Origin of the sequence: Curtobacterium salicis, assembly GCF_011759505.1 — a bacterium.
Lineage (GTDB): Bacteria > Actinomycetota > Actinomycetes > Actinomycetales > Microbacteriaceae > Curtobacterium > Curtobacterium salicis.
Genome location: NZ_JAAOYO010000002.1, coordinates 67,107 through 92,156, shown reverse-complemented (window position 1 = coordinate 92,156; position 25,050 = coordinate 67,107). Strand labels below are relative to the sequence as shown.

General features: G+C 71.8%; 25 protein-coding genes. 15 read left to right on the top strand and 10 right to left on the bottom strand.

Going from position 1 to position 25,050, the window contains the following annotated elements; translation table 11 throughout:
- The first annotated feature begins 613 nt into the window (after nt 1–613).
- On the top strand, nt 614–2,125 hold the full coding sequence (locus E9228_RS04805) for an aspartate ammonia-lyase (RefSeq protein ID WP_341849771.1): 1,512 nt from the start codon (nt 614–616) through the stop codon (nt 2,123–2,125).
- A 109-nt stretch (nt 2,126–2,234) separates the two neighbouring features.
- Here E9228_RS04805 and E9228_RS04800 read toward each other — a convergent pair whose 3' ends face one another.
- Together E9228_RS04800 and E9228_RS04795 are read right to left on the bottom strand one after the other, a co-directional pair.
- A complete protein-coding gene (locus E9228_RS04800; RefSeq protein ID WP_166779487.1) occupies nt 2,235–3,311 on the bottom strand; it encodes a YihY/virulence factor BrkB family protein in 1,077 nt (358 codons plus the stop codon).
- 22 nt (nt 3,312–3,333) lie between these two features.
- Nucleotides 3,334–4,653 (bottom strand): MFS transporter, encoded by a 1,320-nt coding sequence (locus E9228_RS04795; protein ID WP_166779486.1) that lies wholly within the window; start codon nt 4,651–4,653, stop codon nt 3,334–3,336.
- 69 nt (nt 4,654–4,722) lie between these two features.
- Between E9228_RS04795 and E9228_RS04790 the strand changes: the two genes are divergently transcribed.
- The 3 genes from E9228_RS04790 (at nt 4,723) to E9228_RS04780 (ending at nt 8,279) form a co-directional block, all read left to right on the top strand.
- On the top strand, nt 4,723–5,094 hold the full coding sequence (locus E9228_RS04790; protein WP_111045050.1) for an FKBP-type peptidyl-prolyl cis-trans isomerase: 372 nt from the start codon (nt 4,723–4,725) through the stop codon (nt 5,092–5,094).
- Entirely contained in the window at nt 5,094–5,936 is an 843-nt protein-coding gene (locus tag E9228_RS04785; RefSeq protein ID WP_166779485.1) for an aldo/keto reductase, read from the top strand. Before E9228_RS04790 ends, E9228_RS04785 begins: the two co-directional genes overlap by 1 nt.
- 84 nt (nt 5,937–6,020) lie before the next feature.
- Nucleotides 6,021–8,279 (top strand): ATP-binding domain-containing protein, encoded by a 2,259-nt coding sequence (locus E9228_RS04780; protein ID WP_166779484.1) that lies wholly within the window; start codon nt 6,021–6,023, stop codon nt 8,277–8,279.
- A gap of 42 nt (nt 8,280–8,321) precedes the next feature.
- On the opposite strand, the gene E9228_RS04775 is transcribed toward E9228_RS04780, so the two are convergent.
- From E9228_RS04775 to E9228_RS04765, 3 genes are all read right to left on the bottom strand, one after another.
- Nucleotides 8,322–8,603 carry a protealysin inhibitor emfourin gene (locus E9228_RS04775; protein WP_166779483.1) on the bottom strand — a complete coding sequence of 94 codons (282 nt, stop codon included), beginning with the start codon at nt 8,601–8,603 and terminating at the stop codon, nt 8,322–8,324.
- Between the two features lie 59 nt (nt 8,604–8,662).
- The gene (locus E9228_RS04770; protein ID WP_166779482.1) at nt 8,663–9,715 is read right to left on the bottom strand and encodes a M4 family metallopeptidase; all 1,053 of its coding nucleotides are present in this window, start codon (nt 9,713–9,715) and stop codon (nt 8,663–8,665) included.
- Nucleotides 9,716–9,780: 65 nt separating this feature from the next.
- Nucleotides 9,781–10,803, bottom strand: coding sequence for a glycoside hydrolase family 6 protein (locus tag E9228_RS04765; protein WP_166779481.1), 1,023 nt, complete (start codon nt 10,801–10,803; stop codon nt 9,781–9,783).
- Nucleotides 10,804–10,923: 120 nt separating this feature from the next.
- On the opposite strand from E9228_RS04765, the gene E9228_RS04760 reads away from it, so the two are divergent.
- The 3 genes from E9228_RS04760 to E9228_RS04750 all read left to right on the top strand — a co-directional run bounded on the left by E9228_RS04760 (nt 10,924) and on the right by E9228_RS04750 (nt 12,590).
- A complete protein-coding gene (locus E9228_RS04760; protein ID WP_166779480.1) occupies nt 10,924–11,376 on the top strand; it encodes a VanZ family protein in 453 nt (150 codons plus the stop codon).
- A 162-nt stretch (nt 11,377–11,538) separates the two neighbouring features.
- Complete coding sequence (rpsO, locus tag E9228_RS04755) at nt 11,539–11,808, top strand: 30S ribosomal protein S15 (RefSeq protein ID WP_166779479.1); 270 nt, start codon at nt 11,539–11,541, stop codon at nt 11,806–11,808.
- 170 nt (nt 11,809–11,978) lie between these two features.
- The gene (locus E9228_RS04750) at nt 11,979–12,590 is read left to right on the top strand and encodes a CE1759 family FMN reductase (RefSeq protein WP_166779478.1); all 612 of its coding nucleotides are present in this window, start codon (nt 11,979–11,981) and stop codon (nt 12,588–12,590) included.
- Nucleotides 12,591–12,605: 15 nt separating this feature from the next.
- Here the strand turns inward: E9228_RS04750 and E9228_RS04745 are convergent, their stop codons facing one another.
- Entirely contained in the window at nt 12,606–13,799 is a 1,194-nt protein-coding gene (locus tag E9228_RS04745; RefSeq protein WP_166779477.1) for a coiled-coil domain-containing protein, read from the bottom strand.
- A gap of 279 nt (nt 13,800–14,078) precedes the next feature.
- On the opposite strand from E9228_RS04745, the gene E9228_RS04740 reads away from it, so the two are divergent.
- Nucleotides 14,079–16,352, top strand: coding sequence for a polyribonucleotide nucleotidyltransferase (locus E9228_RS04740; RefSeq protein ID WP_166779476.1), 2,274 nt, complete (start codon nt 14,079–14,081; stop codon nt 16,350–16,352).
- Nucleotides 16,353–16,438: 86 nt separating this feature from the next.
- On the opposite strand, the gene E9228_RS04735 is transcribed toward E9228_RS04740, so the two are convergent.
- On the bottom strand, nt 16,439–16,966 hold the full coding sequence (locus E9228_RS04735) for a YbhB/YbcL family Raf kinase inhibitor-like protein (protein ID WP_166779475.1): 528 nt from the start codon (nt 16,964–16,966) through the stop codon (nt 16,439–16,441).
- A gap of 55 nt (nt 16,967–17,021) precedes the next feature.
- Nucleotides 17,022–17,693, bottom strand: coding sequence for a TetR family transcriptional regulator (locus tag E9228_RS04730; protein ID WP_166779474.1), 672 nt, complete (start codon nt 17,691–17,693; stop codon nt 17,022–17,024).
- 248 nt (nt 17,694–17,941) lie between these two features.
- Between E9228_RS04730 and E9228_RS04725 the strand changes: the two genes are divergently transcribed.
- Both E9228_RS04725 and E9228_RS04720 read left to right on the top strand, forming a co-directional pair.
- Nucleotides 17,942–19,276 (top strand): M16 family metallopeptidase, encoded by a 1,335-nt coding sequence (locus tag E9228_RS04725; RefSeq protein WP_166779473.1) that lies wholly within the window; start codon nt 17,942–17,944, stop codon nt 19,274–19,276.
- A gap of 8 nt (nt 19,277–19,284) precedes the next feature.
- Nucleotides 19,285–19,887 (top strand): histidine phosphatase family protein, encoded by a 603-nt coding sequence (locus E9228_RS04720; RefSeq protein WP_166780116.1) that lies wholly within the window; start codon nt 19,285–19,287, stop codon nt 19,885–19,887.
- Between the two features lie 67 nt (nt 19,888–19,954).
- On the opposite strand, the gene E9228_RS04715 is transcribed toward E9228_RS04720, so the two are convergent.
- Entirely contained in the window at nt 19,955–20,446 is a 492-nt protein-coding gene (locus tag E9228_RS04715; protein WP_166779472.1) for a GNAT family N-acetyltransferase, read from the bottom strand.
- Nucleotides 20,447–20,468: 22 nt separating this feature from the next.
- Here E9228_RS04715 and E9228_RS04710 point away from each other — a divergent pair, with 22 nt between their 5' ends.
- The gene (locus E9228_RS04710; protein WP_166779471.1) at nt 20,469–21,215 is read left to right on the top strand and encodes a 4-hydroxy-tetrahydrodipicolinate reductase; all 747 of its coding nucleotides are present in this window, start codon (nt 20,469–20,471) and stop codon (nt 21,213–21,215) included.
- A 48-nt stretch (nt 21,216–21,263) separates the two neighbouring features.
- Complete coding sequence (locus E9228_RS04705; RefSeq protein WP_166780115.1) at nt 21,264–21,671, top strand: tetratricopeptide repeat protein; 408 nt, start codon at nt 21,264–21,266, stop codon at nt 21,669–21,671.
- 21 nt (nt 21,672–21,692) lie between these two features.
- Here the strand turns inward: E9228_RS04705 and E9228_RS04700 are convergent, their stop codons facing one another.
- Nucleotides 21,693–22,595, bottom strand: a complete 903-nt coding sequence (locus E9228_RS04700) for a TIGR01777 family oxidoreductase (protein ID WP_166779470.1) — start codon at nt 22,593–22,595, stop codon at nt 21,693–21,695.
- Between the two features lie 62 nt (nt 22,596–22,657).
- Here E9228_RS04700 and E9228_RS04695 point away from each other — a divergent pair, with 62 nt between their 5' ends.
- Genes E9228_RS04695 through dapA form a run of 3 tightly spaced genes read left to right on the top strand, consistent with a single transcriptional unit; the run spans nt 22,658 to nt 25,005 of the window.
- A complete protein-coding gene (locus E9228_RS04695; RefSeq protein WP_166779469.1) occupies nt 22,658–23,461 on the top strand; it encodes a thymidylate synthase in 804 nt (267 codons plus the stop codon).
- Nucleotides 23,461–23,976: a dihydrofolate reductase gene (locus E9228_RS04690; RefSeq protein ID WP_166779468.1), complete on the top strand. Its 516-nt coding sequence runs from the start codon at nt 23,461–23,463 to the stop codon at nt 23,974–23,976. The genes E9228_RS04695 and E9228_RS04690 overlap by 1 nt, the downstream gene beginning before the upstream one ends.
- A 51-nt stretch (nt 23,977–24,027) precedes the next feature.
- Complete coding sequence (gene dapA / locus E9228_RS04685; protein WP_166779467.1) at nt 24,028–25,005, top strand: 4-hydroxy-tetrahydrodipicolinate synthase; 978 nt, start codon at nt 24,028–24,030, stop codon at nt 25,003–25,005.
- Nucleotides 25,006–25,050: the final 45 nt, after the last annotated feature.

The window sequence follows — 25,050 nt, the reverse complement described above, 5'->3', positions numbered from 1 at the left end:
GGCGTGAGTGGGCGGGAAGACCAGGACGAGTGCGGATCGCACCGCGCGTTCTCGCCCGCTCGCCGGAGCGCGAGGCCCACGGGCGCCAGTACGCGAGCGCGAGTGGGCGGATCACCGGGGCAGCTGACTCCAGAGCGACGCATTCCCGCCCGTTCGCCGCCCGCGCGCCCGTCAGCTGGTGACAGGAGGCGCGCGGCGGGCATGGACGTGTGCCTCCCGTCCGCCCTGGGCGTGAGTGGGCGTAAAGACCAGGACGAGTGCGGATCGCACCGCGAGTTCTCGCCCGCTCGCCGGAGCGCGAAGCCCACGGACGCCAGCACGCGGCCGCGAGCGAGCGGAACGGCAGGGCGGCGGGCTCGGGCGCGGCGCGTTTCCGCCCGCTCGCCGCACGGGCGGCTCGCCGCACGGCCGGCTCGCCTCCCGGCGGACGGGAGGCCCGTGGCGGCCGGGCACCGCGCCTCCCGTCCCACAGGTGGCGAGTGGGCGGGATCCCGTGGTGCGTGACGACGCGTCCCTGGCATTCCGCCCGCCCGCGCTCCGCCGCCCCCCCCGCGTCCGCGCCGGCGCAACCCCGCACCACACCGGCCGGACGGTCGCGGGCTACCCTCGACACGTGACCCGCGACGGAGAGGAACACCACGTGACGAGCGCTGCCACCCGCACCGAGACCGACTCCCTGGGCTCGAGGGAGGTGCCCGTGGACTCGTACTGGGGCATCAACACCCTCCGGGCGATGGAGAACTTCCCGATCGCCTCCGTGCCGATCGCGGTGTACCCGGACCTCGTCGCGGCCCTGGTCACGGTGAAGCAGGCCGCTGCCCGGGCGAATAGGGCGATCGGGGTCCTCGACGACGAGCGCGCCGACGCCATCGACCGTGCCGCACAGGAGGTCCGTGACGGCGCCCTCCGCGACCAGTTCGTGGTCGACGTGGTGCAGGGCGGTGCCGGCACGAGCACGAACATGAACACGAACGAGGTCCTGGCGAACCGGGCCCTGGAACTCCTCGGCCGTGAGCGGGGCGACTACGCGTACCTGCACCCGATCGACCACGTGAACCGCAGCCAGTCGACGAACGACACGTACCCGACGAGCATCAAGATCGCGATGATCTACGGGGTGCGCCGTCTCGCCGACCAGCTGGAGCAGCTCTCCGCCGCGTTCGCCGAGCGGGGGCAGGCGTTCGCGGACGTCCTGAAGGTCGGGCGGACGCAGCTGCAGGACGCGGTGCCGATGACCCTGGGCCAGGAGTTCACCGGCTTCGCACACACCATCCAGGAGGACGTGGTCCAGCTCCGCCGAGTGGTGCCGCTGCTGGCGGAGATGAACCTCGGCGCGACGGCGATCGGCACGGGCATCACCGCCGACCCGCTCTACCGTGACGAGGTCCGTCGGCAGCTGCAGGAGGCGAGCGGCATCGACGTCGTCACGGCGCCGGACCTGATCGAGGCGACGAGTGACGCCGGCTCGTTCATGACCCTGTCCGGTACGGTGAAGCGCAGTGCCGCGAAGCTGTCGAAGATCTGCAACGACCTGCGACTGCTGGCGTCGGGTCCGCAGGCGGGCCTCGGCGAGATCACGCTGCCGCCCCGGCAGGCCGGGTCCTCGATCATGCCGGGCAAGGTGAACCCGGTGATCCCGGAGGTCGTGAACCAGATCGCGTTCGCCGTCGCCGGTGCGGACACCACGGTGACGATGGCGGCGGAGGGCGGGCAGCTCCAGCTCAACGCCTTCGAACCGATCATCGCCCACTCGATCCTGCAGTCCCTGCAGTGGATGGCCCGTGGTTGCGCGACCCTCCGTGAGCACTGCGTCATCGGCATCGAGGCGAATGAGGCCAAGCTCGCCGCCCAGGTCGACACGAACGTCGGCGTCGTCACCGCGCTGACGCCCTACATCGGCTACGCGGCGGCGGCGTCGATCGCGCACACGGCGTTGACGACCTCGACGCCGATCTCCACCCTGGTGATCGCGGCGGGCCTGATGGACGAGCACCAGGTGCACCGCGTCCTCAGCCCGGCGCGACTGTCCGGCATCGAGCTGGCCACGGGGGCGATCCCGGTGATCACCGAGGCGATGCTCGAGCAGCACGCCCGCGACGCGGCCCCGCGTCCGCCGCAGGCCTGACGCGGCCCGCGGACCGACCGGCTGAGCCCCGGTCCGGACGGGAGGCACATGACGACCCCGCCACGCGCCTCCCGTCCGTCGGACACTCACGCAGTGAGCGCCGTGCCGCTCAGGGCATCGGCCGCTCGCCCGCGCGCACCTGCCCCGCCACGCGCCGGAGCTCCTCGCCCTGCGGGGAAGCCTCGTCGTCGGGCAGCTCCGCGGCCGCGGCCCGCACCTGCGCCGCCGCCGCGATGTCCTGGTCCCGCCACCGGGCGAGCGTGAAGTTCCGGGTGACGTCGCGGAGCGGCAGCCGGATGGTCTCGTCGGCCTCGATGCCGGCGAGCAGCTGGCGCATCCGGATCACCTCGGAGTCGAGCTCCCCGCCGACGACGAGCACGAAGTTCGAGATGTACAGGTAAACGAGCAGCAGCAGCGCCCCGCCGAGCCAGCCGTAGGCGCGGTTGCCGCCGCCGATCGTCTCGACGTAGAGCGCGAAGCCGACCGTGGCGATCGCCCAGGTCCCGATCGCGAAACCGGCGCCGGCGGAGACCCACCGCAGCTGCGGCGTCTTGACGTTGGGGGTGGCGGTGTAGAGCACGGCGACCATGACGACCAGGTCGGCGGCGAGCACCGGCCACTTCACGACGTTCCAGACGTCGTCGACCCAGGACGGCCAGCCGACCTGCTGCACGACGGCGGCGGAGATCATCGGTGTGCCGAGCAGGATCACGATCGCGACGGCTCCACCGACCATGATCAGCAGCGTCACGAGGAGCATCATGCTGCGGAACTTCCAGATCCGCCGGCCCTCCTCGACCTCGTACGCGGTGTTCATGGCACGCCCGAACGCGGTCGCGTAGCCGGACAGCGACCACAGCGTCAGGACGAGTCCGACGGTCGCGCCGAGCCACGGGTTGTCGAGGGTCAGCAGCTGGCGGAGCGGGGTCTCGAGGTGCTCGGCGGTCTCCGGTCGCACGAGGACACCGAGGACACCGAGGACGTCCGCCACGCTGTCGCCGCCCTGGTCGACGACCGCCAACAGCGACACCACGGTCAGGGCGGTCGGGAACACCGTGAGGAGCGCGAAGAACGTCAGCGAGGCGGCCGAGTCGACCACGCGGTGCCGGATGACGGAGTGGTACGTCCGTCGCACCACCGCTCGGACACCGGAGCGGCGCAGGTCGCGTTCTCGGCTCGCCGGCATGGGGTCGACCGTACCGGCTCCGTCAGTTCGCGTTCGGGTGCAGGGCGTCGTACCGGCGGAACGACGGCACCAGGCGGAGCAACAGCGCGACCAGCGCGATGATGAGGACGCCACCGATCACCGGGGGGTACGCGAACCCGGCCGCGACGACGAGTCCGGCGTACAGGTCGCCGACGCGGGGTCCGCCGGTCACGACGACGATGAAGATGCCCTGCAGGCGTCCGCGCATGCCGTCCGGGGCGGCGGCCTGGAGGATCGTCCCGCGGAACACGCTGCTCACGTTGTCCGCACCGCCGGCCACCGCGAGGAACAGCGCCGAGAGCACCAGCGCCGGCAGGATCCCGGTCGAGAAGGTCTCGGACGGCCGCCCGCCGAGGAGGTGCGCACAGGCGACGACGACGCCGAACGCCGCGATCGCGCCGCCGTAGACGGTGATCGCCCAGCCGACGGCCTCGCCCTGTCGGCGGACGTGGCCGAGCGGCCCGGAGAAGATGCCCGACAGCAGTGCACCGATCGCGTACGCGGCGGTGAGTGCGCCGACGGTGATCGACCCGCCGCCGACGACCAGGGCGCCGATGGCGGGGAAGAGGACGCGGGGCTGCCCGAACGTCATCGCGATGATGTCGAGCACGAACGTCATCGTGATGTTGCGGGAGCGCCGCAGGAACTTCGCCCCCTCGATGAGCGACGACAGTCCGGGGCGCAGGGCGTCGTGCTCCGGCGCCATCCGGGGCAGCGTGATGACCCCGAGGAACGCCGCGCTGAACAGCACCACGTCGACCGTGTAGGTGGGTGCGAAGCCGAACGCGGCGACGAGCACCCCGCCGACCGCCGGGCCCACCGTGACCGAGAAGCCGGCGCTGATGCTGTTGAGGGCGCTCGCCGCGGGCAGCAGCTCGATGCCGACCAGGCGGGGCACGATCGCCGCGCGGGACGCCCCGATGACGGTGCCGGCGACGGCGTTCACGGTGACGAGGACGTAGAGCAGGACGACGCTGTCGAGTCCGAGCCACGCGTGCGCGGCGATCATCGCGGTGGACACCCATGCCAGCACGGCCGAGACGAGGGCGACGGTGCGGCGGTCGAACGCGTCGGCGAGCATCCCGCCGTAGAGCCCGGCCAGGATCATCGGGACGAGGGAGATCACGCCGACGAGCGACACCATGAAGGTCGAGCGGGTGATCTCGTAGACCTCGAGCCCGACGGTGACGCTGGTCATCATCGTGCCGATGCCGGCGATCGAGCTGCCGATCCAGAGTCGGGCGAAGGCGGGGGAGCGGCGGAGTGGGGTGAGGTCGGCGAACAGGGAGCGGCGGGGCTTCGCGGGGGCATCTGGTGTCACGGTGGAACCATTCTGTGGCCTGGAGGCCGCCTGCGGGGCCCGGTTTCGTTCTCTGGTTGACTGACGACCATGACTGACCTGAACAGCAAGCCCGAGTTCGACGCTCCCGAGGGCCCGGCGCCCACCGACCTCGTCATCACCGACATCGTCGAGGGTGACGGCGCCGTCGCCGAGTCCGGCTCGACCGTCAAGGTCCACTACGCCGGCGTCGAGTACGAGTCCGGCGAGGAGTTCGACAGCTCCTGGGGCCGCGGCGAACCGATCGACTTCCCCCTCGCGGCCCTCGTCCGCGGCTGGCAGGAGGGCATCCCCGGCATGAAGGTCGGCGGCCGTCGCAAGCTCGTCGTCCCGCCGGAACTCGCCTACGGCCCGGCCGGCGGTGGACACTTCCTGTCCGGCAAGACCCTGATCTTCGTCATCGACCTGCTCGGCGTCCGCTGATGGCAGGCGTCCCGGAGGTCCCGACCCTCGAGCTGAACGACGGGCACCGGATCCCGGCGCTCGGCCTCGGCACGTACTCGCTCGACGGGGACGAGGGGATCCAGGCGGTCGGTGCGGCGATCACGAGCGGGTACCGCCTGCTCGACACCGCACTGAACTACGGCAACGAGGACGCGGTCGGTGCGGCGGTGCGCCGCGCCGACGTGCCGCGTGACGAGTTCGTCGTGACGTCGAAGCTGCCGGGACGCCACCACGGCTACGACGAGGCGCACCGTTCGGTGGACGAGACCCTGGCGAACCTGGGGCTCGACCACCTGGACCTGTACCTGATCCACTGGCCGAACCCGTCGGTGGGCAAGTTCGTCGAGACCTGGAAGGCGTTCGTCGACCTCCGTGACAGCGGCAAGGTCCGCTCGATCGGTGTCTCGAACTTCACGCCCGAGCACCTCGACCGCATCATCGACGCCACCGGGGTCGCCCCGGCCGTCAACCAGGTCGAGCTGCACCCGTACTTCCCGCAGGCCGAGCTCCGCGCCGTGCACCAGCGGCTCGGCATCGTAACCGAGAGCTGGAGCCCGCTCGCGAAGCAGTCCGAGCTCCTCACCGAGGAACCCGTCACCGCCGCGGCCGCCGCGCACGGGGTGTCGGCCGGCCAGGTCGTGCTCCGTTGGCACGTCCAGCTCGGTGCCGTCCCGGTGCCGAAGTCGGGCGACGCGGACCGGCAGCGCGAGAACCTCGACGTGTTCGGCTTCACGTTGAGCGACGACGAGGTCCAGGCCATCTCCGCGCTCGAGCGTGGTCGGCTGTGGGACGGCGACCCGGACACGCACGAAGAGATGTAGTCGCACGCGGTCGCAGCCGCGATCGCGTCGAGCCCGACCGGGGCGGGGGGATACGATTGGTCCCCCTGTCCCGAAGGGTTGCGAGTGTCCGAAGCGCGTGTTTCCGAACCCACCGAGATCGACCGTGAACGTGGCTACGTCGACGGTCTGTTCCACCGACTCGACGGGCTGACGGCCGAGGCCGCCCAGCGTCTCGCCGAGACCCGCCGGCAGACCGTCGGCGGCAACCACCAGAGCCGCAGTGAGCGTGACGCGTTCGCCCGGCTCTACGAGGACACCGTCGCCACGCTCGAACAGGTCGGCGATCGGTTGGTCTTCGGTCGGCTCGAGGTCCAAGACCCGCCCGCCGACGAGGACGCCTTCCGGTACATCGGCCGTGTCGGCCTCCGCGACGCCGAGCACCGTCCGCTGCTGCTCGACTGGCGTGTGCCGGGTGCGAGTGCCTTCTACCAGGCCACCGCGGCACACCCGATGGGCATGCGCGCCCGTCGGCACCTGACACTCGAGGGCCGCACCGTCGTCGGCGTCGAGGACGAGGTGTTCGACGCCACGCTCTACGACGACGAGCGCACCCACCTGCAGGGCGAGGGTGCGCTGCTCGCGGCCGTCACCGCCGAGCGGACCGGTCGGATGACCGACATCGTCGCCACCATCCAGGGCGAGCAGGACCGCATCATCCGCTCCCCGCTCGAGGGCGTCCTCATCGTGCAGGGCGGCCCCGGCACCGGCAAGACGGCGGTCGCACTGCACCGTGCCGCCTACCTGCTGTACTCGTACCGCGAGCGGCTCCGGGGCTCCGGGGTCCTGGTCGTCGGCCCCTCGCCGGCCTTCCTCACCTACATCGAGCAGGTGCTGCCGTCCCTCGGCGAGACCGGCGTCGTGATGGCGTCGCTCGGCTCGCTGTACCCGGGGCTCCACACGACCGTGCACGACCGCCGTGACGTCGCCGCGGTGAAGGGCTCCGGCGAGATGGCCGACCTGCTGCGCCGAGCCGTCCGCTCCCGTCAGGTCGTCCCGACCGAGTCCGTCACGCTCGACGTCGAGGGCGAACGGCTCGTCGTCCCGCCGCAGCTCGTCGCCGAGGCGATGCGTCGTGCGCAGGACCGCGGCAAGCCGCACAACGTCGCCCGCGTGTCGTTCAACAAGAACGCGCTGGACGCCATGACCCGCCTGCTCGCCGAGCAGCTCCGGCAGCGTGGCACGACCGTGGACGAGGCCGACGAGAAGGTCCTCCGCGAGGACATCCGCAGCTCGTACGACGCCCGCGTCCTGCTCAACACCGCGTGGCTGCCGCTGCCGGCCGAGAAGTTCCTCGAGGACCTCTACGCCCGGCCGAACTGGCTGGCGTCGCTGACCCCGAACTGGACCCCCGAGCGCCGGGAGCTCCTCCGCCGTGAGCGTGGTGCCGCCTTCACGGTGGAGGACGTCCCGCTCCTCGACGAGGCCGCCGAACTCCTCGGGGAGTTCGACCCGACCGGTGGTGCGGCGAAGCGGCAGGCCAAGGCGAGCCGGAACCGCGACATCGAGAACGCCCGGCAGGCCATCGAGAACATGGGTGTCGAGGGCATCGTCAGCGCTGAGCAGGTCGCCGGGGCCTTCGCCGAGGGCGGCGACCCCCGCTCCACGGCCGAGCGCGCCGCCGAGGACCGCGAGTGGACCTACGGCCACATCGTGGTCGACGAGGCGCAGGAGCTCTCGCCGATGCAGTGGCGGATCCTCGCCCGCCGGAACCCCCTGCGGTCCTTCACGATCGTCGGTGACATGGCGCAGGGCTCCTCGCCCGGTGCTGCCCGGACCTGGGACGACGTCCGCGGTGCGCTCTCCCGACGCCGTCGGGGGCGGGCGCCGCAGGTGCCGTTGGACTCCCGGCTCGCGGAGCTGACGGTCAACTACCGCACGCCGCGGTCGATCGTCGAGGCCGCCGGTGCGTTCGCCGCCTCGGCCGGGCTCACGGTGACCGCGAACGAGGCGGTCCGTGACGGCGACCCGGTGGAGCGGCTGCGCGTCGACCGAGCGGACCTGCTCGACACCGTCGCCCGCCGGGTCGACGGCGAGCGGGACCTGATCGGTTCGGGGACGATCGCCGTGATCGTGCCGGAGGCCGACGTCACGGCCGTCCGGGAACGCCTCGCCCGCACCGAGGCCGACGTCCGCGGGCTCGGCTCACCGCGTCCGGGCTCGGTGACGGTGCTGACCGGTGCCGACGCGAAGGGCCTGGAGTTCGACGGCGTGCTGCTCGTCGACCCGGACCGCGTCGGGTCCGACGCCGCCCGTGCGGCGGCGGCGGTCTACGTCGCGATGACGCGCCCCACCCGGCGCCTGACGGTCATCGAGATCGACTGACGGTCGTCACCACGGCCTGACGGGAGGCCCCACACCCTTCCGTCAGGCCGGCTCGCCCTGGTCCCGCACCTCGGCCACGAGCGTCGCCCACGGACCGTCCAGCCTGCGGCCCGGGATCGTCACCGTGGTGCGGGCCACGGTCACGGTCCACATGAAGTCGTCCGGCACAGCGTGGTCGGGTCCCGCGTGGTCGGGCTCCGCGTCGCGGGGGAGCGCCCCGACGAGCTCGGCCCATCGGTCGGTGTCCGGCCGGGCGTCGGTGTCGACCCGCCAGGCGCGGGTGATGCCGGCGAACCCTCCGCTGCGGCGCACGACGATCTGCATGTCCCGGAACCTACGCCCTCCGCACCCGGCCCCGCACCCGCACCGGCGCCCGCAGGGGGTCAGGACAGGACGCCCACCGAACGCCAGGCACCGGCCACGGCGGCGTGCTCGGCCGAGTCCGCCCCGAAGCGCGTCGCCGCCGCCCGGACGGTGACGCCGGCGAACCCGGCGAAGTCGATCGACGCCGACACCTCGGCCGACGTCAGGGCGTCCCACCACACCTGCCCGGCGCCGACCCAGGCCGGTCCGCCGATCGCGGTCGCGGCGAGGAAGAACGCGTGGTTCGGGATGCCCGAGTTCAGGTGCACCCCGCCCTGGTCCTCGGTGGTCTCGACGTAGTCGGCCATCGTCGCCGGCTGGGGGTCCTTCCCGAGCACCGGGTCGTCGTAGGCGGTGCCCGGCGCGCGCATCGAGCGGAGGGCGACCCCGTGCACGGCGTCGGTGAAGAGCCCCTCGCCGATCAGCCACGTCGCCTGCTCGGCGGTCTGCCCGGCTGCGTACTGCGCCACGAGCGAGCCGAAGACGTCGCTCATCGACTCGTTGAGCGCCCCGGACTGTCCCTGGTAGACCAGGTCGGCGGTGTACTGCGTGACGCCGTGGCCGAGCTCGTGCCCGATCACGTCGACCGCGATGGTGAAGCGCCGGAAGACCTCGCCGTCCCCGTCGCCGAACACCATGCGCTGCCCGTCCCAGTAGGCGTTGTCGTACTCCTGGCCGTAGTGCACGGTGGCGTCGAGGGGCAGTCCGGCGCCGTCGATGGAGACCCGTCCGAAGACGTCGAGCCAGAACGCGTGCGTCGCCCCGAGCCCCGCGTACGCCTCGTCGGTGGCGGCGTCCCCGGTGTCCGGTTCGCCCTCGCGCCGGACGACCGTGCCCGGCAGGGTCGTCGTGCCGGCCGCGGTGGCGATCGTGCGCTGCGGCGAGGTGTCCGGTGCTCCGGCGGTGCGGGGTGCCCGGAGGCCGGTGACCTGCTTCGGCGCCTGGACGCGGTCCATCGACGCGAGGGCGGTCCGTGCGGCCGAGGCGGCGCGGGGGAAACGGTCCTCCGGAGCGGCCGCGACGGCTCGCAGGAGGTACGGCGGGACGACGGATCGCGGACGGCGGCTGCTCATGGCGACATGCAACCACCGGCGGCCGACAGGCGGAGTGGACCCGGGCCTCCCGGCCGTGGCGCGGGTCAGCTGCGCTTGCGGTTCGCGACCAGGGCGAGCGCGTACGACTCCCACCACTGCCCGGCGGCCGGGCCGCCGTTGCAGCTGCCGTCGCTGAGGCCGGGGGTCTTCACCCACAGCAGCGCGTCGAGCCGGGTTGTGCCGAGCGTGACGTGGGGGAGCTGCCCGAGGCCGGCGCCCTCGGGGTTGCACCAGTCGCCACGCCAGCCCTGGCCGTTCCGCGAGACGTCGATGACGAAGTGCGGGTCCCCGCCGATCGCGTCGGCCAGTTCGTCGGCGTAGGCGCGCTCCTGGTCGACCCGGTAGAAGTTCGACACGTTGGTGGCGAAGCCCTGCACCCGGTCGACGCCGGCGCGCCGCAGCCAGTCGGCCATCGTCGCGACGGGCACCCGGTTCTCGTTGCCGCCGTCCAGGTACACCGTCAGCCCGTGTCCGGTCAGGGCCGCCACGGCCTTGCGGAGGAGCGGCAACCGGGTGTCCCGCAGGCGCTCGCAGACGGCGATCTGCGCGATGGAGTCCGGCTCGACCAGGACGACCGCGTGCGAGCCCGCCAGCGCCCGGACGACCGAGCGGACCCACGGCAGGTAGGCGTCCTCGGCCGTGCCGCCGCGTGACCAGTGGCCGCAGTCGCGGTCGGGGATCGCGTAGAGCACGAACACCGGCGTCCTCTGCTGCTCGCGTGCCGAGGCGACGACGCTCCGGATGGTGGCGACGGTCTCGGGCACGGACGCGTTCGTCAACCAGGTGGCGATCGGCTGGTCGGCGATCACGGACAGCCGGTCCGCCGTGGAGGCCCGACCCGCCTGTCGCGCGGCCGTCTCGTGCCAGCGTGGCTGGTTCGCACTGGACGGCTGGTGGGCGAGTCCGCCGGGCCAGGCCTCGGCGACGCTCCGACGGTGGGCGACCGGGCGGTCACCGGAGTGCGGCAGCACCACGCTCACCGCCGCGACGACGGCCAGGACGAGCGCGCCGACGACCCCGATCCAGACCCACTGGCGCGTGGACGAGGCCCGCTGCGGTCTCGACATCCGCCGTCCCTCCCGTGTCGCGCGCCGCCCCGACCTGCGTCCGCTGCTGCGGTCATGTTCCCATCCCTTCGTCACCGGACGCCAGGGTGCTGCCCAGCAGCCGTGCCCCAGACTGACCGGATGCTGCGGAAACTGCTCCTCCTGGCCCTGACGGGCGGGTACGCCTGGGTGATCTGGCGGATGACGCTGACCCCGCACGTGTTCACGTCGGCCGAGAACTCGCTCGTCCTGCACGCGATCGCGTGGATGCAGCACCTTCCCCATGGTGCCTGGTTCACGTACGAACGCACCGAGTTCCTGGCGAACGTGGCGATGTTCGTGCCGGTCGGGCTCATCGCCGCGCTCTGGCTGCCCCGGCGGTGGTGGTTCCTCGGCGCGCTGGTGGCCGTCGGGCTGTCGGTCGGGATCGAGTTCGCGCAGGCCGAGTACCTGCCCGCCCGTGTCGCGGACCCCCGCGACGTGCTGTCGAACGGTCTGGGCGGCCTGCTCGGGGCGACGCTCGTCGGGTTCGTGCGGAGCCTGCTGCCCGAGCGGCGTCGTCGGCGCCGTCCGCTGCGGGCGCGGACCGTCTGAACCCGCGCCCCGGCGAGCGACGGCAGCCCGTCGGCCGGTCCGCGCTCTGGTATGCTCGTTCGGTTGCCGTCGAACGGCCGCGGATCAAGAGCGCTCACGCATCAGGTGTGGGCACCGCGCAACGGACACAGCTCTCATGCAGAGCAGGAAAGGGGATCCTCCATGGCACTTGACGCCACGATCAAGCAGGAGATCATCGAAGAGTACGCGACCCACCCGGGCGACACCGGATCCCCCGAGGTCCAGGTCGCCGTTCTGACGCGTCGTATCAACGACCTGAACGAGCACCTCAAGGAGCACAAGCACGACCACCACTCGCGTCGTGGTCTGCTCCTCATGGTCGGTCAGCGCCGCCGTCTCCTCGGGTACCTCTCCGACGTCGACATCGCCCGCTACCGCACGCTCATCGAGCGTCTCGGCCTGCGCCGCTAGTCGTCCCAGGAGCGCTGTCCTCGGACAGCCCTGCTGATCGGAAGCCCCGTCCCTCCTCGTGAGGGTCGGGGCTTTCGTCGTCCCCGGCCGCGGGCGTCACGGGAATGCGCGCCCACCGTTCCGGGTTCCTGCTACAGTTCATGCAAACGCATCGAAAGTCGGGAGTCCCCATGACCACCATCGCCGTCGTCTCCGCCGGTCTGTCCGAGCCCAGCTCGACCCGCCTGCTCGCCGACCGACTGGGAGCCGCCACCGCCGAGGCCCTGTCCGCTGACGGCCCGGTCGAACTCCGCACGGTGGAGCTCCGCCCGCTGGCGCACGAGATCACCGACGCCATGCTCACCCGCTTCGCCGCAACGGTCCTGGCCGCCGCGACCGCGACGGTCGTCGAGGCGGACGCCGTCGTCTTCGTCACCCCGGTCTTCACCGCCGGCATGAGCGGTCTGGCGAAGTCCTTCCTCGACGTGCTGGACAAGGACGCCCTCACCGACATGCCCGTGCTGCTCGGAGCGACCGGTGGCACCGCCCGTCACTCGCTCGCCCTCGAGCACGGCATCCGTCCGGTCTTCGCCTACCTCCGCGCCGCGGTCGTCCCGACCGGGGTCTTCGCTGCGACCGAGGACTGGGGGAGCGACGACGCGGGCACGCTCGACGCACGCATCCGCCGGGCCGGAGCCGACCTGGCGTGGATGACCCGTGCCTCCCGGCGGCAGCCGCAGCAGGCGGACGCCCTGCCGGAGGTCGTGGACTTCGCGTCCCTGCTGGGCGGGATGCAGCGCTGACGGCTGCGGTCGCACTCAGTACCAGTGCGGATCGACGCCCATCTCGTGGCCCCAGGCGCCGCAGGGTGAGCCGTACCGGCCCTTGATGTAGGCCAGGCCCCAGTTGACCTGGGTCTCCGCGTTGGTCCGCCAGTCCGCTCCGGCAGCGGCGAGCTTCGACGCCGGGAGGGCCTGCGGGATCCCGTACGCACCGCTCGAGGAGTTCAGGGCGTTCGCACGCCAGCCGGACTCCTGGGTCCACAGCGAGACCAGGCAGCCGAACTGGTCGTCCCCCCAGCCGTAGCTCCCGAGGACGCTCCGCGCGTACGCCTGTGCGGCCGCCGGGTCGACGACCACGCCGTCGGTGCTCGGGTACGCGTTGCCCGCCGCCGCCGAGCCGCCGGCGTGCGCCTCGGCCTCGGCCGCGGCCTGTGCTGCCGCCGCCTGGGCGGCCGCCTGCGCCGCGACGGCCTGTCCGACCTCGTAGCGGCGCTGGGTCTCAGCGGTGGAGTCGCGGAGTTCCGCGAGCTGCGCGTAGAGCTCGTCGCTGTGCGACTCCGTCGAGGCGACCGCGGCGTCGGCGCGACGCTGTGCGGCCTCCGCGGTCCGTGCCTTCTCCTCGGCTTCCGCTGCGAGTGCGGCCCGTTCGTCCTCCGCTCGCGCGGCCTGGTCGTGCAGCGAGGACGCGGTCTTCGCGGCGACCGACGCATCGTCCATCACACCGGCCCAGGTCGTCGACAGCTGGTCGAGCGCACCGAGTTGGTAGAGGAGGGCGTCCGGGTCGCCGGCGGTCGCGATCCGGGTCGTCATCTGGTCCGTCGACCCGTCGCGGTACAGGTCCGCGGCCAGCCGGCCGGCCCGGGTCTGCGCGCGCTGCGCCGTCGCCGAGGCGTCGTCGGCATGGGCCTGGAGGCTCGTGGCCGTCCGGGTGGCCTCGGCCAGGTCCGCCTCTGCCTGCGTCGCGTCCGCGGAACGCTCGAGGGCGACCTGCGACTTCGCCGCTGCTTCGGCCTGCACCGCCCGCAGCGCGGCCTGGACCTCCGCGACCTCGGCCTGCTTCGCCTGCTCGTCACCCTTCGCGCGCTGCACGTCCTCCCACGTCGGGTACTCCGTCGCCGACGCCGGGCCCGCGGTGACCACCGGCACGACCAGGGCACTCACCAGGACGGTGACTGCGAGGAGGACGTGCCGTCCGCGCGACCGACGGACGAGGGCGCTGTTCCGGGGCATGGGTGCAGGCTACCGAGGACACGCCCGTTCGCCAGCAGCACCGCCGCTCGTCCACCGCGGAATGCTAAGGTCGGCTGGTCTGGGGACCGTTCCCCGAGACGAACCATGACATCGCACGCAGACCGGCACGAAGCTGGTCATCGGTGGTGGCGTCCGGGCCGGATCCGTCCCGTGTGCTTCTACTGCTGGCCAGACATGCGTTCCGCGTCGTGGAGCGCACGTGCACGAGTGTGCCCGAGGCCTGGTCTGCTGCACCACACACGCAAGGAGGCATCCTCTATGGAGGGTCCCGAGATCAAGTTCGCGGAAGCGACCATCGACAACGGTCGCTTCGGCACCAGGACGGTCCGGTTCGAGACCGGTCGTCTCGCGCAGCAGGCACAGGGTGCCGTCGCTGCGTACCTCGACGAAGAGACCATGCTGCTCTCGGCCACCAGCGCCGGCAAGCACCCGCGTGAGGGCTTCGACTTCTTCCCGCTGACGGTCGACGTCGAAGAGCGTTCCTACGCCGCCGGCAAGATCCCCGGCTCGTTCTTCCGCCGCGAGGGCCGCCCCAGCACCGAGGCGATCCTCGTCTGCCGCCTCATCGACCGGCCGCTGCGCCCGTCGTTCGTCGACGGCCTCCGCAACGAGGTCCAGATCGTCATCACCGTCCTGAGCATCGCCCCGGACGAGTTCTACGACGCGCTGGCCATCAACGCCGCGTCCGCGTCGACGCAGATCTCCGGTCTGCCGTTCTCCGGCCCGATCGCCGGTGTGCGCCTCGCGCTGATCGGTGACCAGTGGGTCGCGTTCCCGAAGGCGTCGCAGCTGGCCGAGGCCGTGTTCGACCTCACCGTCGCGGGCCGTGTCGTCACCGACGAGGCGGGCAACGAAGACGTCGCGATCATGATGGTCGAAGCCGAGGCCACCGAGCACAGCTGGGACCTCATCCAGGGCGGCGCCACCAAGCCCGACGAGTCCGTCGTCGCGCAGGGCCTCGAAGCGGCCAAGCCGTTCCTCAAGGCCCTCGTCGAGGCACAGGCGAAGCTCGCCGCGCAGTCGGCCAAGGAGATCCAGGACTACCCGGTCTTCCCGCCCTACGCGGACGAGGTCTACGCGGCCGTCGAGTCCCTCGCGCTCTCCGAGCTCGGTGACGTCTACAAGATCGCCGCCAAGACCGAGCGTCAGGACGCCGACGACGCGCTCAAGTCGCGCGTCAAGGCCGCCATCGCCGAGCAGGTCTCCGCGGGCACGCTGCCCGAGGTCGCCAACAGCCAGGTCAGCGCCGCCTACAAGTCGGTCACGAAGAAGGTCGTCCGCGGCCGCATCCTGACCGAGCAGATCCGCATGGACGGGCGCGGCCTGGCCGACATCCGTCCGCTCGACGCCGAGGTCGCCGTGATCCCGCGCGTCCACGGTTCCGCGGTGTTCCAGCGCGGCGAGACGCAGATCCTCGGCGTCACCACGCTGAACATGCTCAAGATGGAGCAGCAGATCGACTCGCTGTCGCCCATCACGAAGAAGCGCTACCTGCACCACTACAACTTCCCGCCGTACTCGACCGGTGAGACCGGCCGTGTCGGTTCGCCGAAGCGTCGCGAGATCGGGCACGGCTTCCTCGCCGAGCGCGCCCTCGTGCCGGTGCTGCCGTCGCGTGAGGACTTCCCGTACGCCATCCGTCAGGTCTCCGAGGCGCTCAGCTCCAACGGTTCCACCTCGATGGGTTCCGTCTGCGCCTCGACCCTGTCGCTGCTCAACGCCGGTGTGCCGCTCAAGGCCCCGGTCGCGGGCATCGCGATGGGCCTGGTCTCCGACACCGTCGACGGTCAGACCCGCTACGCGGCCCTGACCGACATCCTCGGTGCCGAGGACGCGCTCGGTGACATGGACTTCAAGGTCGCCGGTACCTCCGAGTTCGTCACCGCGATCCAGCTCGACACCAAGCTCGACGGCATCCCGTCGTCGGTGCTCGACGCCGCGCTGAAGCAGGCCAAGGAGGCCCGTTCGGCCATCCTCGGTGTGCTCAACGAGGCCATCGACGGCCCGGACGAGATGGCCGACACCGCCCCGCGCGTGATCTCGGTCAACATCCCGGTCGACAAGATCGGTGAGCTGATCGGCCCGAAGGGCAAGACGATCAACGGCATCCAGGACACCACGGGCGCCGACATCTCGATCGAGGACGACGGCACGGTCTACATCGGTGCCGTCGACGGTCCGTCCGCCGAGGCCGCGCGTGCGCAGGTCAACGCGATCGCGAACCCGACGAACCCGGAGATCGGGGACCAGTTCCTCGGCACGGTCGTCAAGATCGCGACCTTCGGCGCCTTCGTGTCGCTGATGCCGGGTCGTGACGGTCTGCTGCACGTCTCCGAGGTCCGCAAGCTCGCCGGTGGCAAGCGCGTGGAGAACGTCGAGGACGTCCTGGGCGTCGGCCAGAAGATCCTGGTCGAGGTCACCAAGGTGGACGACCGCGGCAAGCTGTCGCTCGCTCCGGTCGTGGCCGACGAGGTCGACACCGAGGGTCGCGACGACCACGGCACCCACACCGAGGTCCCCGCCGAGGGCTGATCCCCGATCAGCCCGCAGCTGGTCACTGATCAGCCGCAGCGCCACAACGGCCGCCGTCCTGCTGGACGGCGGCCGTTGTCGTGCGGTCAAGAGGCCGGGGTCTCCTGGATGCCGACGAGCTGCGCACGACCGAGCAGGTGCTCCCGGAACATGAACCCGACGACGGCCGGGGTGGCCTCGGCGGGGACCTCGAGCGTCGGGACGTCGAGCGCGCTCAGCGTGAAGAAGTACCGGTGCGGGCCGTGGCCGGCGGGCGGGGCGGCACCGAGGAAGGTGTCGGTCCCGAACTCGTTGCGGCGGCGGGTGGCTCCCTCGGGCAGCAGGGAGTCGTCCGTCCCGGCCCCCTGGGGGAGCGAGGTGACCGATGCGGGGATGTCCGACAGGGTCCAGTGCCAGAAGCCGGAGCCGGTCGGGGCGTCGGGGTCGTACACGGTGAGGACGAAGCTCCGGGTGCCCTCGGGTGCGCCGGACCAGGTCAGCTCGGGGGAGCGGTCGGCACCGCCGGCATCGCTGCCGCGGGCCTCCTGGGGCAGCGTGCCGCCGTCGGTGAACTCGGGGCTGGTGAGCTCGAAGGTGGGGACGTCCGGCAGGTTCCAGTTGGGGTGGTTGGTCATGCTCCGAGCCAACACCCGCCGCCCCGGCGGAACCGGGGAACGACCAGGGGGAGCGTCAGGCGGCGAGGACGCGCTCGGCGACGCGGCCGAGTGCGGCCGTCGCGGCGATGACGTCGCCGGCGTATGCGCCGCTCATCGCGCCGTCACGCGCGAGCATGAGTTCGTCCGCTCCGTCGCCGGGCAGCGGGTGGCCGGCGTCCTGCAGCAGGTCACCGAGGCGCTCGGTGTACCAGTCGCGGTGCATGGCGACGACCTGGCGGACCGGGTCGCGGGGGTCGTGGTACTCGGCGGCGGCGTTGAGGAACGCGCAGCCGCGGAACTCGGCTTGGTTGACCTCGGAGGCCAGTGCGTCGACCCAGGCGCGGACCGCGGACTCCGGCGCGTCCGCCCCGGCGACGATGCGGTCCATGCGTGCCTGCACGCGGGCGTGCTGCTCGTGCATGTAGGCGAGGATCAGGTTGTCCTTCGAGCCGTAGTGCTTGTAGAACGTCGCCTTCGTGACACTCGCCTCGGAGATGAGACGGTCGACGCCGACGCCGCGGATGCCCTCTTCGTAGAACAGCCGGAGGGCCGTCTCGAGGATGCGGACCTTCGCGCCGCCGGAACGGGGAGCCGGGGGGACGCTCGACCCGTCCGGCGACGGAAGGTTCTGTGTGCTCGGGGCCGGTCCTTGCAGACGCTGACCCGGGAGACGCTGGACGGTCGGTTGGGGGGAATCGACCGTCACAGCGTGGCTCTCCTTGGGTCATCGGCTCCGCGGCGGAGTGGGGGAACTCGTTGCCGCGCAGGACTGATGTCCCGAGCCACCGGATCGAGGTCTAGGGGGGCTCTCGATCCGGTGACATCACTGTAGCACGAGGAGGACAGACAGACGAGTCGGTCTGTCCACATTTTTTGTCCCCCACATCGAGTGACGTGCCCCGCCGTACGGGGAAACTGGGCAACGGGTGTCCGTGCTTCAGTAGAGTCGTGACGATGAACCGCCCAGTGCCGCTGCCGCTCGAGGCTCCGGAAACGTCCTTCGTGACGTCCGGTGGAGCCCTCGTCCGGCGCACCGTTCTCGCCTCGGGCGTCCGTGTGCTCACCGAAGCCGTCCCCTCCGTCCACTCCACGAGCATCGGGTACTGGGTGGGTGTCGGCTCCCGGGACGAACGGGCCGGTCAGTTCGGCTCCACACACTTCCTCGAGCACCTGCTCTTCAAGGGCACGACCGAGCGCAGCGCCCTCGACATCGCCGTCGCGTTCGACTCCGTCGGTGGCGAGCACAATGCCGCGACCGCCAAGGAGTACACCTGCTACTACGCCCGGGTGCGCGACACCGACGTCCCGATGGCGGTGGGGGTCATCGGTGACATGGTGACGAACTCGACGCTCGAGACCTCGGCGTTCGACATCGAGCGCGGGGTCATCCTCGAAGAACTCGCCATGGCCGCGGACGACCCGGCCGACGTCGCGGGCGAGGCCTTCTTCGCCGCGACGTTCGACGGACACGCCCTGGGACGCCCGATCGGCGGAACCCCGGAGAGCATCCGCGAGGTCCAGCGTGACGAGGTCATGGCGCACTACGCCGAGCACTACGAGCCCAACGGCATCGTCGTCACCGCGGCCGGTGCCGTCGACCACGACCAGTTCTGCGCCCTGGTGGCCGCCGTGTTCGACGGCGCCGCCGCGGCCAGCCCACTCGCCCGACGTGCAGCGCAGCCCGCCGCGGACCCGGTGGAGTCGTCCCTCCGTGTGGTGCACCGCCCGACCGAGCAGGTCAGCATGCTCCGTGGCTCGCAGGGGTTGGACCTCCGCGACGACCGCCGCCCGGTCCTCAGCGTGCTCAACGCCGTGCTCGGCGGTGGCATGAGCTCCCGGCTCTTCCAGGAGGTCCGCGAGCGCCGGGGGCTGGCGTACGCCGTCTCCTCGTTCGCCCCCGCGTACCTCGACAACGGTGCCTTCGGCGTCTACGCCGGCTGTGCGCCGGACAACGTCGCCGGCGTCATCGACATCATCGACGGTGAGTTCGCTCGGATGGCAGACGACGGCATCACGGACGGGGAGCTCCGACGCGCGAAGGGCCAGATCGAGGGCGCGCTGACGCTCTCGCTCGAGGACTCCGACGCCCGGATGACCCGTCTCGGGCGCGCCGAACTCGGCACCGGGGAGTTCACCGACCTCGCCACCGCCCTCGAGCGGGTGGACCGCGTGACCGCTGCCGACGTGCTCGACCTGTCCCGTGACCTCTTGACCCGACCGACCGTGACGGCCGTCGTCGGGGACGTCCAGCGCGAGCGCCTGGCAGTCGCGCTCGGGATCGACGGTTGAACTCCACGATGTCGCACTACCTCTACCTCGTCCGGCACGGCGAACACCAGGACGCCGAGCACGGACTCCGCGACGGCAAGCTCTCCGAGCGCGGCAAGCGCCAGGCGATGCTGATCGCCGACCGCCTGGGCGGCGTGCCCTTCGACGGCGTCTGGCACTCCCCACTGGAGGCGCCAAGCGAGACCGCGTCCTTCCTGCAGCAGCGCCTGCCGGCCATCCAGCCCGAGCCGTCGACACTGCTGTTCGACTGCATCCCCTCCGGTCCGACGCCCGACATGCCGCACGCGTACAAGGGCTGGTACGGCGGGATCACCGAAGAGGAGATCGCCGCCGGGCAAGCGCAGATGGGTGACGCGGTGGCCGAGTGGTTCACCCCGGCGATGGAGGACCGCCACGACCTCCTGATCACGCACAACGCCGTGATCGGCTGGTTCGTGCGCGAGGTCTTCCAGGCGCCCGAGTGGCGCTGGATGGGCACGAACGTCGCGCACAGCTCGCTGACCATCATCCGGATCCGTTCGGCGAAGCCCGCCGAGCTCGTCACCCTCAACGACCTCGCGCACCTGCCGGTCGAACTCCGCACCGGCCTGCCGGTGCCGCAGCCGCTCTAGACGCCCACCTGCGGCCGCGTGCCGCGCGTCGGACCGGCACCGTGCCTCCCGGGAGGCACGTGTCCCGTCAGCGGACCGGCTTGCGGTACCAGGCGGTCGCGTTCGGGTTGTCGTTGAACGCGGGCACCCGGTCGTAGCCACGGCTGCGGTACATCGCGCCGGCCGCGACCAGTGCGTCGTTCGTGTCGAGGACGATGCTCGTCGCCCCGAGCTCCGCCGCCGCCTGCTCGAGGACGTCCATCACGGCGGTCGCGACGCCGCGGCCCCGTCCCTCGGGCAGGACGAAGACGTGCTTGACCTCGAAGCGGACGTCGTCGCCGTCGTCCGCGATCCGGCGGAGGCCGCCGCACCCGACGGCGGTGCCGCCGTCGTACGCGACGACGAACGTGCCGTGCGGCGGAGTGAGTTCCGACGTCGGCGTGCGCTTCCGGGTGTACGTGCCCTGCGCGCTCGGGAAGGTCGCCTCGCGCTCGTCGAGGTACCGGTCCAGCAGGACGTCGACCTCGGGGGTGTCGGCGTGGACGGTGCGGACGGTGACCTGGCTGCGATCCTCGGGCATGCCCCGATCCTAGGATGGGGGCATGGTCACTCCCGTCGCCGTCGTCGGCGCCTCCGGTCGGCTCGGCACCCTCGCGGCCGCCGTCGTCGAGGAACTGCCCGACTTCGAACTCGTCGCCCGGTTGTCGTCCGGGGACCGCGCGCACGAGGCCGACGGGTCGGTGTTCGCCGGGGCACGGATCGTCGTCGACGTCACCGTCCCGGCGCTCAGCCCGGCGATCGTCGAGAACGCCCTGGCGACCGGTGCGAACGTCCTCGTCGGCACGTCCGGTTGGTCGGGGGAGCGGCTCGGCACGCTCCGCGCGTCCCTCGAGCCCCGGCCCGAGCAGGGCGCGTTCGTGGTGCCGAACTTCTCGATCGGTTCGGTCGTCGGCACGCACCTGGCCACCATCGCCGCGCCCTGGTTCCCCGCGGTCGAGATCGTCGAGAGCCACCACGCCGGCAAGATCGACTCGCCGTCCGGCACCGCCGTGCGCACCGCTGAACTCATCGCCGACGCCCGTCGGGACGTCGGCCCGGTCGACGCACCGCACGTGGACCAGCGTGCCCGCGGGCAGCAGGTCGCGAGCGTGCCGATCCACTCGTTGCGGCTGCCGGGTGTGAAGGCCGTCCAGGACGTCGTGTTGAGCGGCCCCGGCGAGACCCTGACGATCCGGCACGACACCGGCGACGACACCGCGTACCTGCCCGGCATCCGCGCGGCACTGCAGGCGGTCGGGTCGATGCGTGGGCTGACGGTCGGGCTCGGCTCCGTCCTCGGCATCGGATAGGGGCGCACCGTGCGAGGCCTCCGGTCACCGCTCTGGGGCGTGCTGCTGATGACCGTCCTGCTCGTCGTCTACATCGTGCTCGTCGGGCAGCGTGCGGTCGCGTTCCTGTCGACGGGGATCCCGGTCGGCGTCGGCATCGGCGTCGCCCTCGTCGTGATCGCCCTGGTCGGTGCGCTGCTCCTCGTGCTGGAACTCCGGTTCGGACTGCGGATCACCCGGCTCGGCGCCCGACTCGAACGCGAGGGGGGTGCGCCGGACGAGGTCGTCGACGTGCGTCCCTCCGGTCGCCCCGCCCGTGCCGCGGCCGACGAGCTGTTCCCGCAGTACCGGGCCGCGGTCGAGGCGGCACCGGACGACTGGCGCGCCTGGTACCGCCTCGGCGTGGTCTACGACGCGGCGGGCGACCGGAAGCGCGCGCGGGCCGCGATGCGGACCGCGCTCACACACGTCCGCTGAGCCGGGCTCGGCGTCCGCGGGTCAGAACGCGGCGTCGACGGCGTCCTCGGCACGGGTGTACCGGAACGTGTAGCCGGACTCGAGCAGCTTGGTCGGTTCCATCCGCTGGTTCGACAGGAGCATCTCGTCCGCCGCGTCCTTGAGCACCGCCCGGAGCGCGAACGCCGGCACGCGGAACAGGTACGGGCGGTGCAGGTCCTCGGCGACGCGCCTGGTGAGGCGCTCGGCGACGGCCGGCTCGGGACCGGCGAGGTTCACCGGACCGGAGACGTCGTCGGCGGTGGCGAGGTGCACGATCGCGCCGACCTCGTCCTCGAGCGCGATCCACGGCCAGTACTGCCCGCCGGTGCCGAGTCGACTGCCGACGCCCGCCTTCGTCAGGGGGACCAGCGGTGCGAGCGCGCCGCCGCCCTGGCCGACGACGATGCCGGTGCGGAGCAGGACGACGCGGACGCCCTCGGGGGCCCGCTCGGCCGCGGCCTCCCACGCACGGCAGACGTCGGCGAGGAACCCCGTCCCCACCGTCGCGTCGTCGTCGAGCACGTCGACCGGCCGGTCGCCGTACACGCCGGACGCGGAGCCGGAGAGGAACACCCGCGGCGGGGTGGTCGCGGCACGCATCGCCTCGACGAGCGTCGTCGTCGCGTCGACCCGGGAGGACCGGATCTCGCGCCGGTACGACGCGGTCCAGGGCAGCTTGCCGAGGCTCGCGCCCGCGAGGTTGACGACGACGTCCGCGCCGTCCAGGACCGCGGGGTCGAGGGGGCGTTCGCCGGGTGCCCAGCGGAACTCGGTCGGTGTCCGCGGTTCCCGGCGCACCAGCGTCGAGACGTGGTGCCCGGCGTCACGCAGGGCACGGACGAGGGGCGTCCCGATGAAGCCGGATGCGCCGGCGACCAGGATCGAGAGCGGCTGTTGCGTCATGCCGCCACGGTACTCAGACAGCTGACGACCGGCCGGGCACGGCGTCGCTTAGGCTCGACGTCGTGACCGAGAACCCCACGCCGTACGAAGACCTGCTGCGCCGAGTGCTCGAGGAGGGTTCGCCGAAGGGCGACCGGACCGGCACGGGGACGCGCAGCCTGTTCGGCGCCCAACTGCGCTACGACCTGTCACAGGGCTTCCCGCTCATCACGACCAAGCGCGTGCACATGAAGTCGATCGCGTACGAGCTGCTGTGGTTCCTCCGCGGCGACTCGAACGTGGGGTGGCTGCAGGAGCACGGCGTGCGCATCTGGAACGAGTGGGCGGGCGAGGACGGCGACCTCGGACCGGTCTACGGCGTCCAGTGGCGGTCGTGGCCGACCCCGTCCGGGGAGCACGTCGACCAGATCGCCCAGGTGATCGAGCAGATCCGGAGCAACCCGGACTCCCGCCGGCTCATCGTGTCGGCGTGGAACGTGGCGGACATCCCCAGCATGGCGCTCGCCCCCTGCCACGCCTTCTTCCAGTTCCACGTCAACGACGGCAAGCTGTCGTGCCAGCTGTACCAGCGGAGCGCGGACATGTTCCTCGGCGTCCCGTTCAACATCGCCTCGTACGCACTGCTGACGCACATGGTCGCCGCCCAGACCGGGCTCGAGGTCGGCGACTTCATCTGGACCGGCGGGGACTGCCACGTCTACGACAACCACGTCGAGCAGGTCCGGGAGCAGCTGTCCCGGACGGCCTTCCCGCTGCCGACGCTCGAGCTCGCCCCCCGCGACTCCATCGACGACTACGAGTACGAGGACATCACGGTCGTCGGGTACGAGCACCACCCGGCGATCTCGGGCAAGGTCGCGGTCTGATGGGAGCGGGCGGGACCGGCACGGTCTTCGTCGGTCTGGTCTGGGCGCGGTCCGCGGACGGTGTCATCGGGGCCGACGGTGGCATCCCGTGGCACGTGCCGGAGGACCTCGCCCACTTCCGCACGGTGACCGGCAGCGGCACCGTCGTGATGGGCCGGCGGACCTGGGAGTCCCTGCCGGAGCGGTTCCGCCCGCTGCCCGGACGTCGCAACGTCGTGCTCACCCGCGACCCGGACTTCTCCGCCGAGGGCGCCGAGGTCGTGCACGAGCTGGACGCGGCGACCGGACCGGCAGCGGCCACCGACGAGACCATCTGGGTGATCGGCGGCGGGGCCGTCTACCGGGACGCACTCGCACTCGCCGACCGGGTCTCGGAGACGATCATCGACGTGCACGTCGCCGGGGACACCGTCGCCCCGGTCCTCGACGACGCGTGGGAGCTCGTCGAGGACGGCCCCTGGCAGGAGTCCCGGACCGGCACCCGCTACCGCTTCCTGGAGTGGCGTCGCCGCTGACCGTCCGGGTGGACGGACGCCGGGAGCGCTCGGGCCGGTACGCTGGTCTCCGTGTCCACGCGTGAGAATCCCTTCGGCCAGGTCCTCGTCGCGCTCGTGACCCCGTTCACCGCCGACGGCGAGGTGGACTGGCCGGGCGTCGAGCAGCACATCGACGACTGCATCACCGCGGGCGCCGACGGCATCGTCGTCACCGGCACGACCGGCGAGACCTCGACCCTCACCGACCCGGAGAAGCTCCGGCTGGTCGAGGTCGGCAAGTCCGTCGCCGCGGGGCGCGCGAAGATCATCACCGGCGGTGGCTCGAACGAGACCGCCCACGCGATCCACCTGTACAAGCAGAGCGAGCGCGCCGGTGCCGACGGCGTCATGATCGTCACGCCGTACTACAACAAGCCGACCCAGGCCGGCGTCCTGACGCACTTCCGGATGATCGCCGACGCGACCGACCTGCCGGTCATCCTGTACGACATCCCGGGGCGGACGGGCATCCCGATCACGTACGACACCATCCTGCGGGCGTCGAAGCACCCGAACATCCTCGCGGTGAAGGACGCCAAGGGCGACTTCGCGGAGGTGTCCCGCGTGCTCAACAACACCGACCTCATGTACTTCTCCGGCGACGACACGAACGTGCTCCCGCACCTGTCGATCGGCGCCACCGGCCTCATCGGGGTCACGGCGAACATCACGAGCGCGCCGTACCGCACCATCGTCGACGCCGTGAACCGCGGCGATCTGGCGACCGCGACGGCCGAGCACAAGCGCCTCGAGCCGCTGGTCCGCGCGATCATGACCCATGTGCCGGGCACCGTTGCGGCGAAGTACGTGCTGCACGGCCTCGGGCGCATCGGCAGCCCGCGTGTCCGGCTGCCCCTCGTCGGACCCGAGGACAGCGAGGCGTACGCCATCGAGACCTCGCTCGAAGCCGTCCGGGACGTCCCGGGCGCCGACTTCTCCAACTTCCGCCCCGACCGCAACGCAGCGGCCGGCGGTGCACTACCGAAGGTGCCAGGCACCACCCGTTGACGAACCGCGGCGCGCTCACCGTGCGTCGCCCGAATCCGTAGGACC

What these genes read in the sequence shown, in the direction of transcription:
- E9228_RS04705 (WP_166780115.1), top strand. Translation starts at nt 21,264, where the DNA reads ATGACCGTCCTGCTCGTCGTCTACATCGTGCTCGTCGGGCAGCGTGCG.
- E9228_RS04720 (WP_166780116.1), top strand. Translation starts at nt 19,285, where the DNA reads ATGTCGCACTACCTCTACCTCGTCCGGCACGGCGAACACCAGGACGCC.
- E9228_RS04725 (WP_166779473.1), top strand. Translation starts at nt 17,942, where the DNA reads ATGAACCGCCCAGTGCCGCTGCCGCTCGAGGCTCCGGAAACGTCCTTC.
- E9228_RS04710 (WP_166779471.1), top strand. Translation starts at nt 20,469, where the DNA reads ATGGTCACTCCCGTCGCCGTCGTCGGCGCCTCCGGTCGGCTCGGCACC.
- E9228_RS04800 (WP_166779487.1), bottom strand. Translation starts at nt 3,311, where the DNA reads ATGCCGGCGAGCCGAGAACGCGACCTGCGCCGCTCCGGTGTCCGAGCG.
- E9228_RS04765 (WP_166779481.1), bottom strand. Translation starts at nt 10,803, where the DNA reads ATGTCGAGACCGCAGCGGGCCTCGTCCACGCGCCAGTGGGTCTGGATC.
- E9228_RS04700 (WP_166779470.1), bottom strand. Translation starts at nt 22,595, where the DNA reads ATGACGCAACAGCCGCTCTCGATCCTGGTCGCCGGCGCATCCGGCTTC.
- E9228_RS04740 (WP_166779476.1), top strand. Translation starts at nt 14,079, where the DNA reads ATGGAGGGTCCCGAGATCAAGTTCGCGGAAGCGACCATCGACAACGGT.
- E9228_RS04750 (WP_166779478.1), top strand. Translation starts at nt 11,979, where the DNA reads ATGACCACCATCGCCGTCGTCTCCGCCGGTCTGTCCGAGCCCAGCTCG.
- E9228_RS04715 (WP_166779472.1), bottom strand. Translation starts at nt 20,446, where the DNA reads ATGCCCGAGGATCGCAGCCAGGTCACCGTCCGCACCGTCCACGCCGAC.
- E9228_RS04760 (WP_166779480.1), top strand. Translation starts at nt 10,924, where the DNA reads ATGCTGCGGAAACTGCTCCTCCTGGCCCTGACGGGCGGGTACGCCTGG.
- E9228_RS04690 (WP_166779468.1), top strand. Translation starts at nt 23,461, where the DNA reads ATGGGAGCGGGCGGGACCGGCACGGTCTTCGTCGGTCTGGTCTGGGCG.
- E9228_RS04790 (WP_111045050.1), top strand. Translation starts at nt 4,723, where the DNA reads ATGACTGACCTGAACAGCAAGCCCGAGTTCGACGCTCCCGAGGGCCCG.
- E9228_RS04775 (WP_166779483.1), bottom strand. Translation starts at nt 8,603, where the DNA reads ATGCAGATCGTCGTGCGCCGCAGCGGAGGGTTCGCCGGCATCACCCGC.
- rpsO (WP_166779479.1), top strand. Translation starts at nt 11,539, where the DNA reads ATGGCACTTGACGCCACGATCAAGCAGGAGATCATCGAAGAGTACGCG.
- E9228_RS04735 (WP_166779475.1), bottom strand. Translation starts at nt 16,966, where the DNA reads ATGACCAACCACCCCAACTGGAACCTGCCGGACGTCCCCACCTTCGAG.
- E9228_RS04785 (WP_166779485.1), top strand. Translation starts at nt 5,094, where the DNA reads ATGGCAGGCGTCCCGGAGGTCCCGACCCTCGAGCTGAACGACGGGCAC.
- E9228_RS04745 (WP_166779477.1), bottom strand. Translation starts at nt 13,799, where the DNA reads ATGCCCCGGAACAGCGCCCTCGTCCGTCGGTCGCGCGGACGGCACGTC.
- E9228_RS04770 (WP_166779482.1), bottom strand. Translation starts at nt 9,715, where the DNA reads ATGAGCAGCCGCCGTCCGCGATCCGTCGTCCCGCCGTACCTCCTGCGA.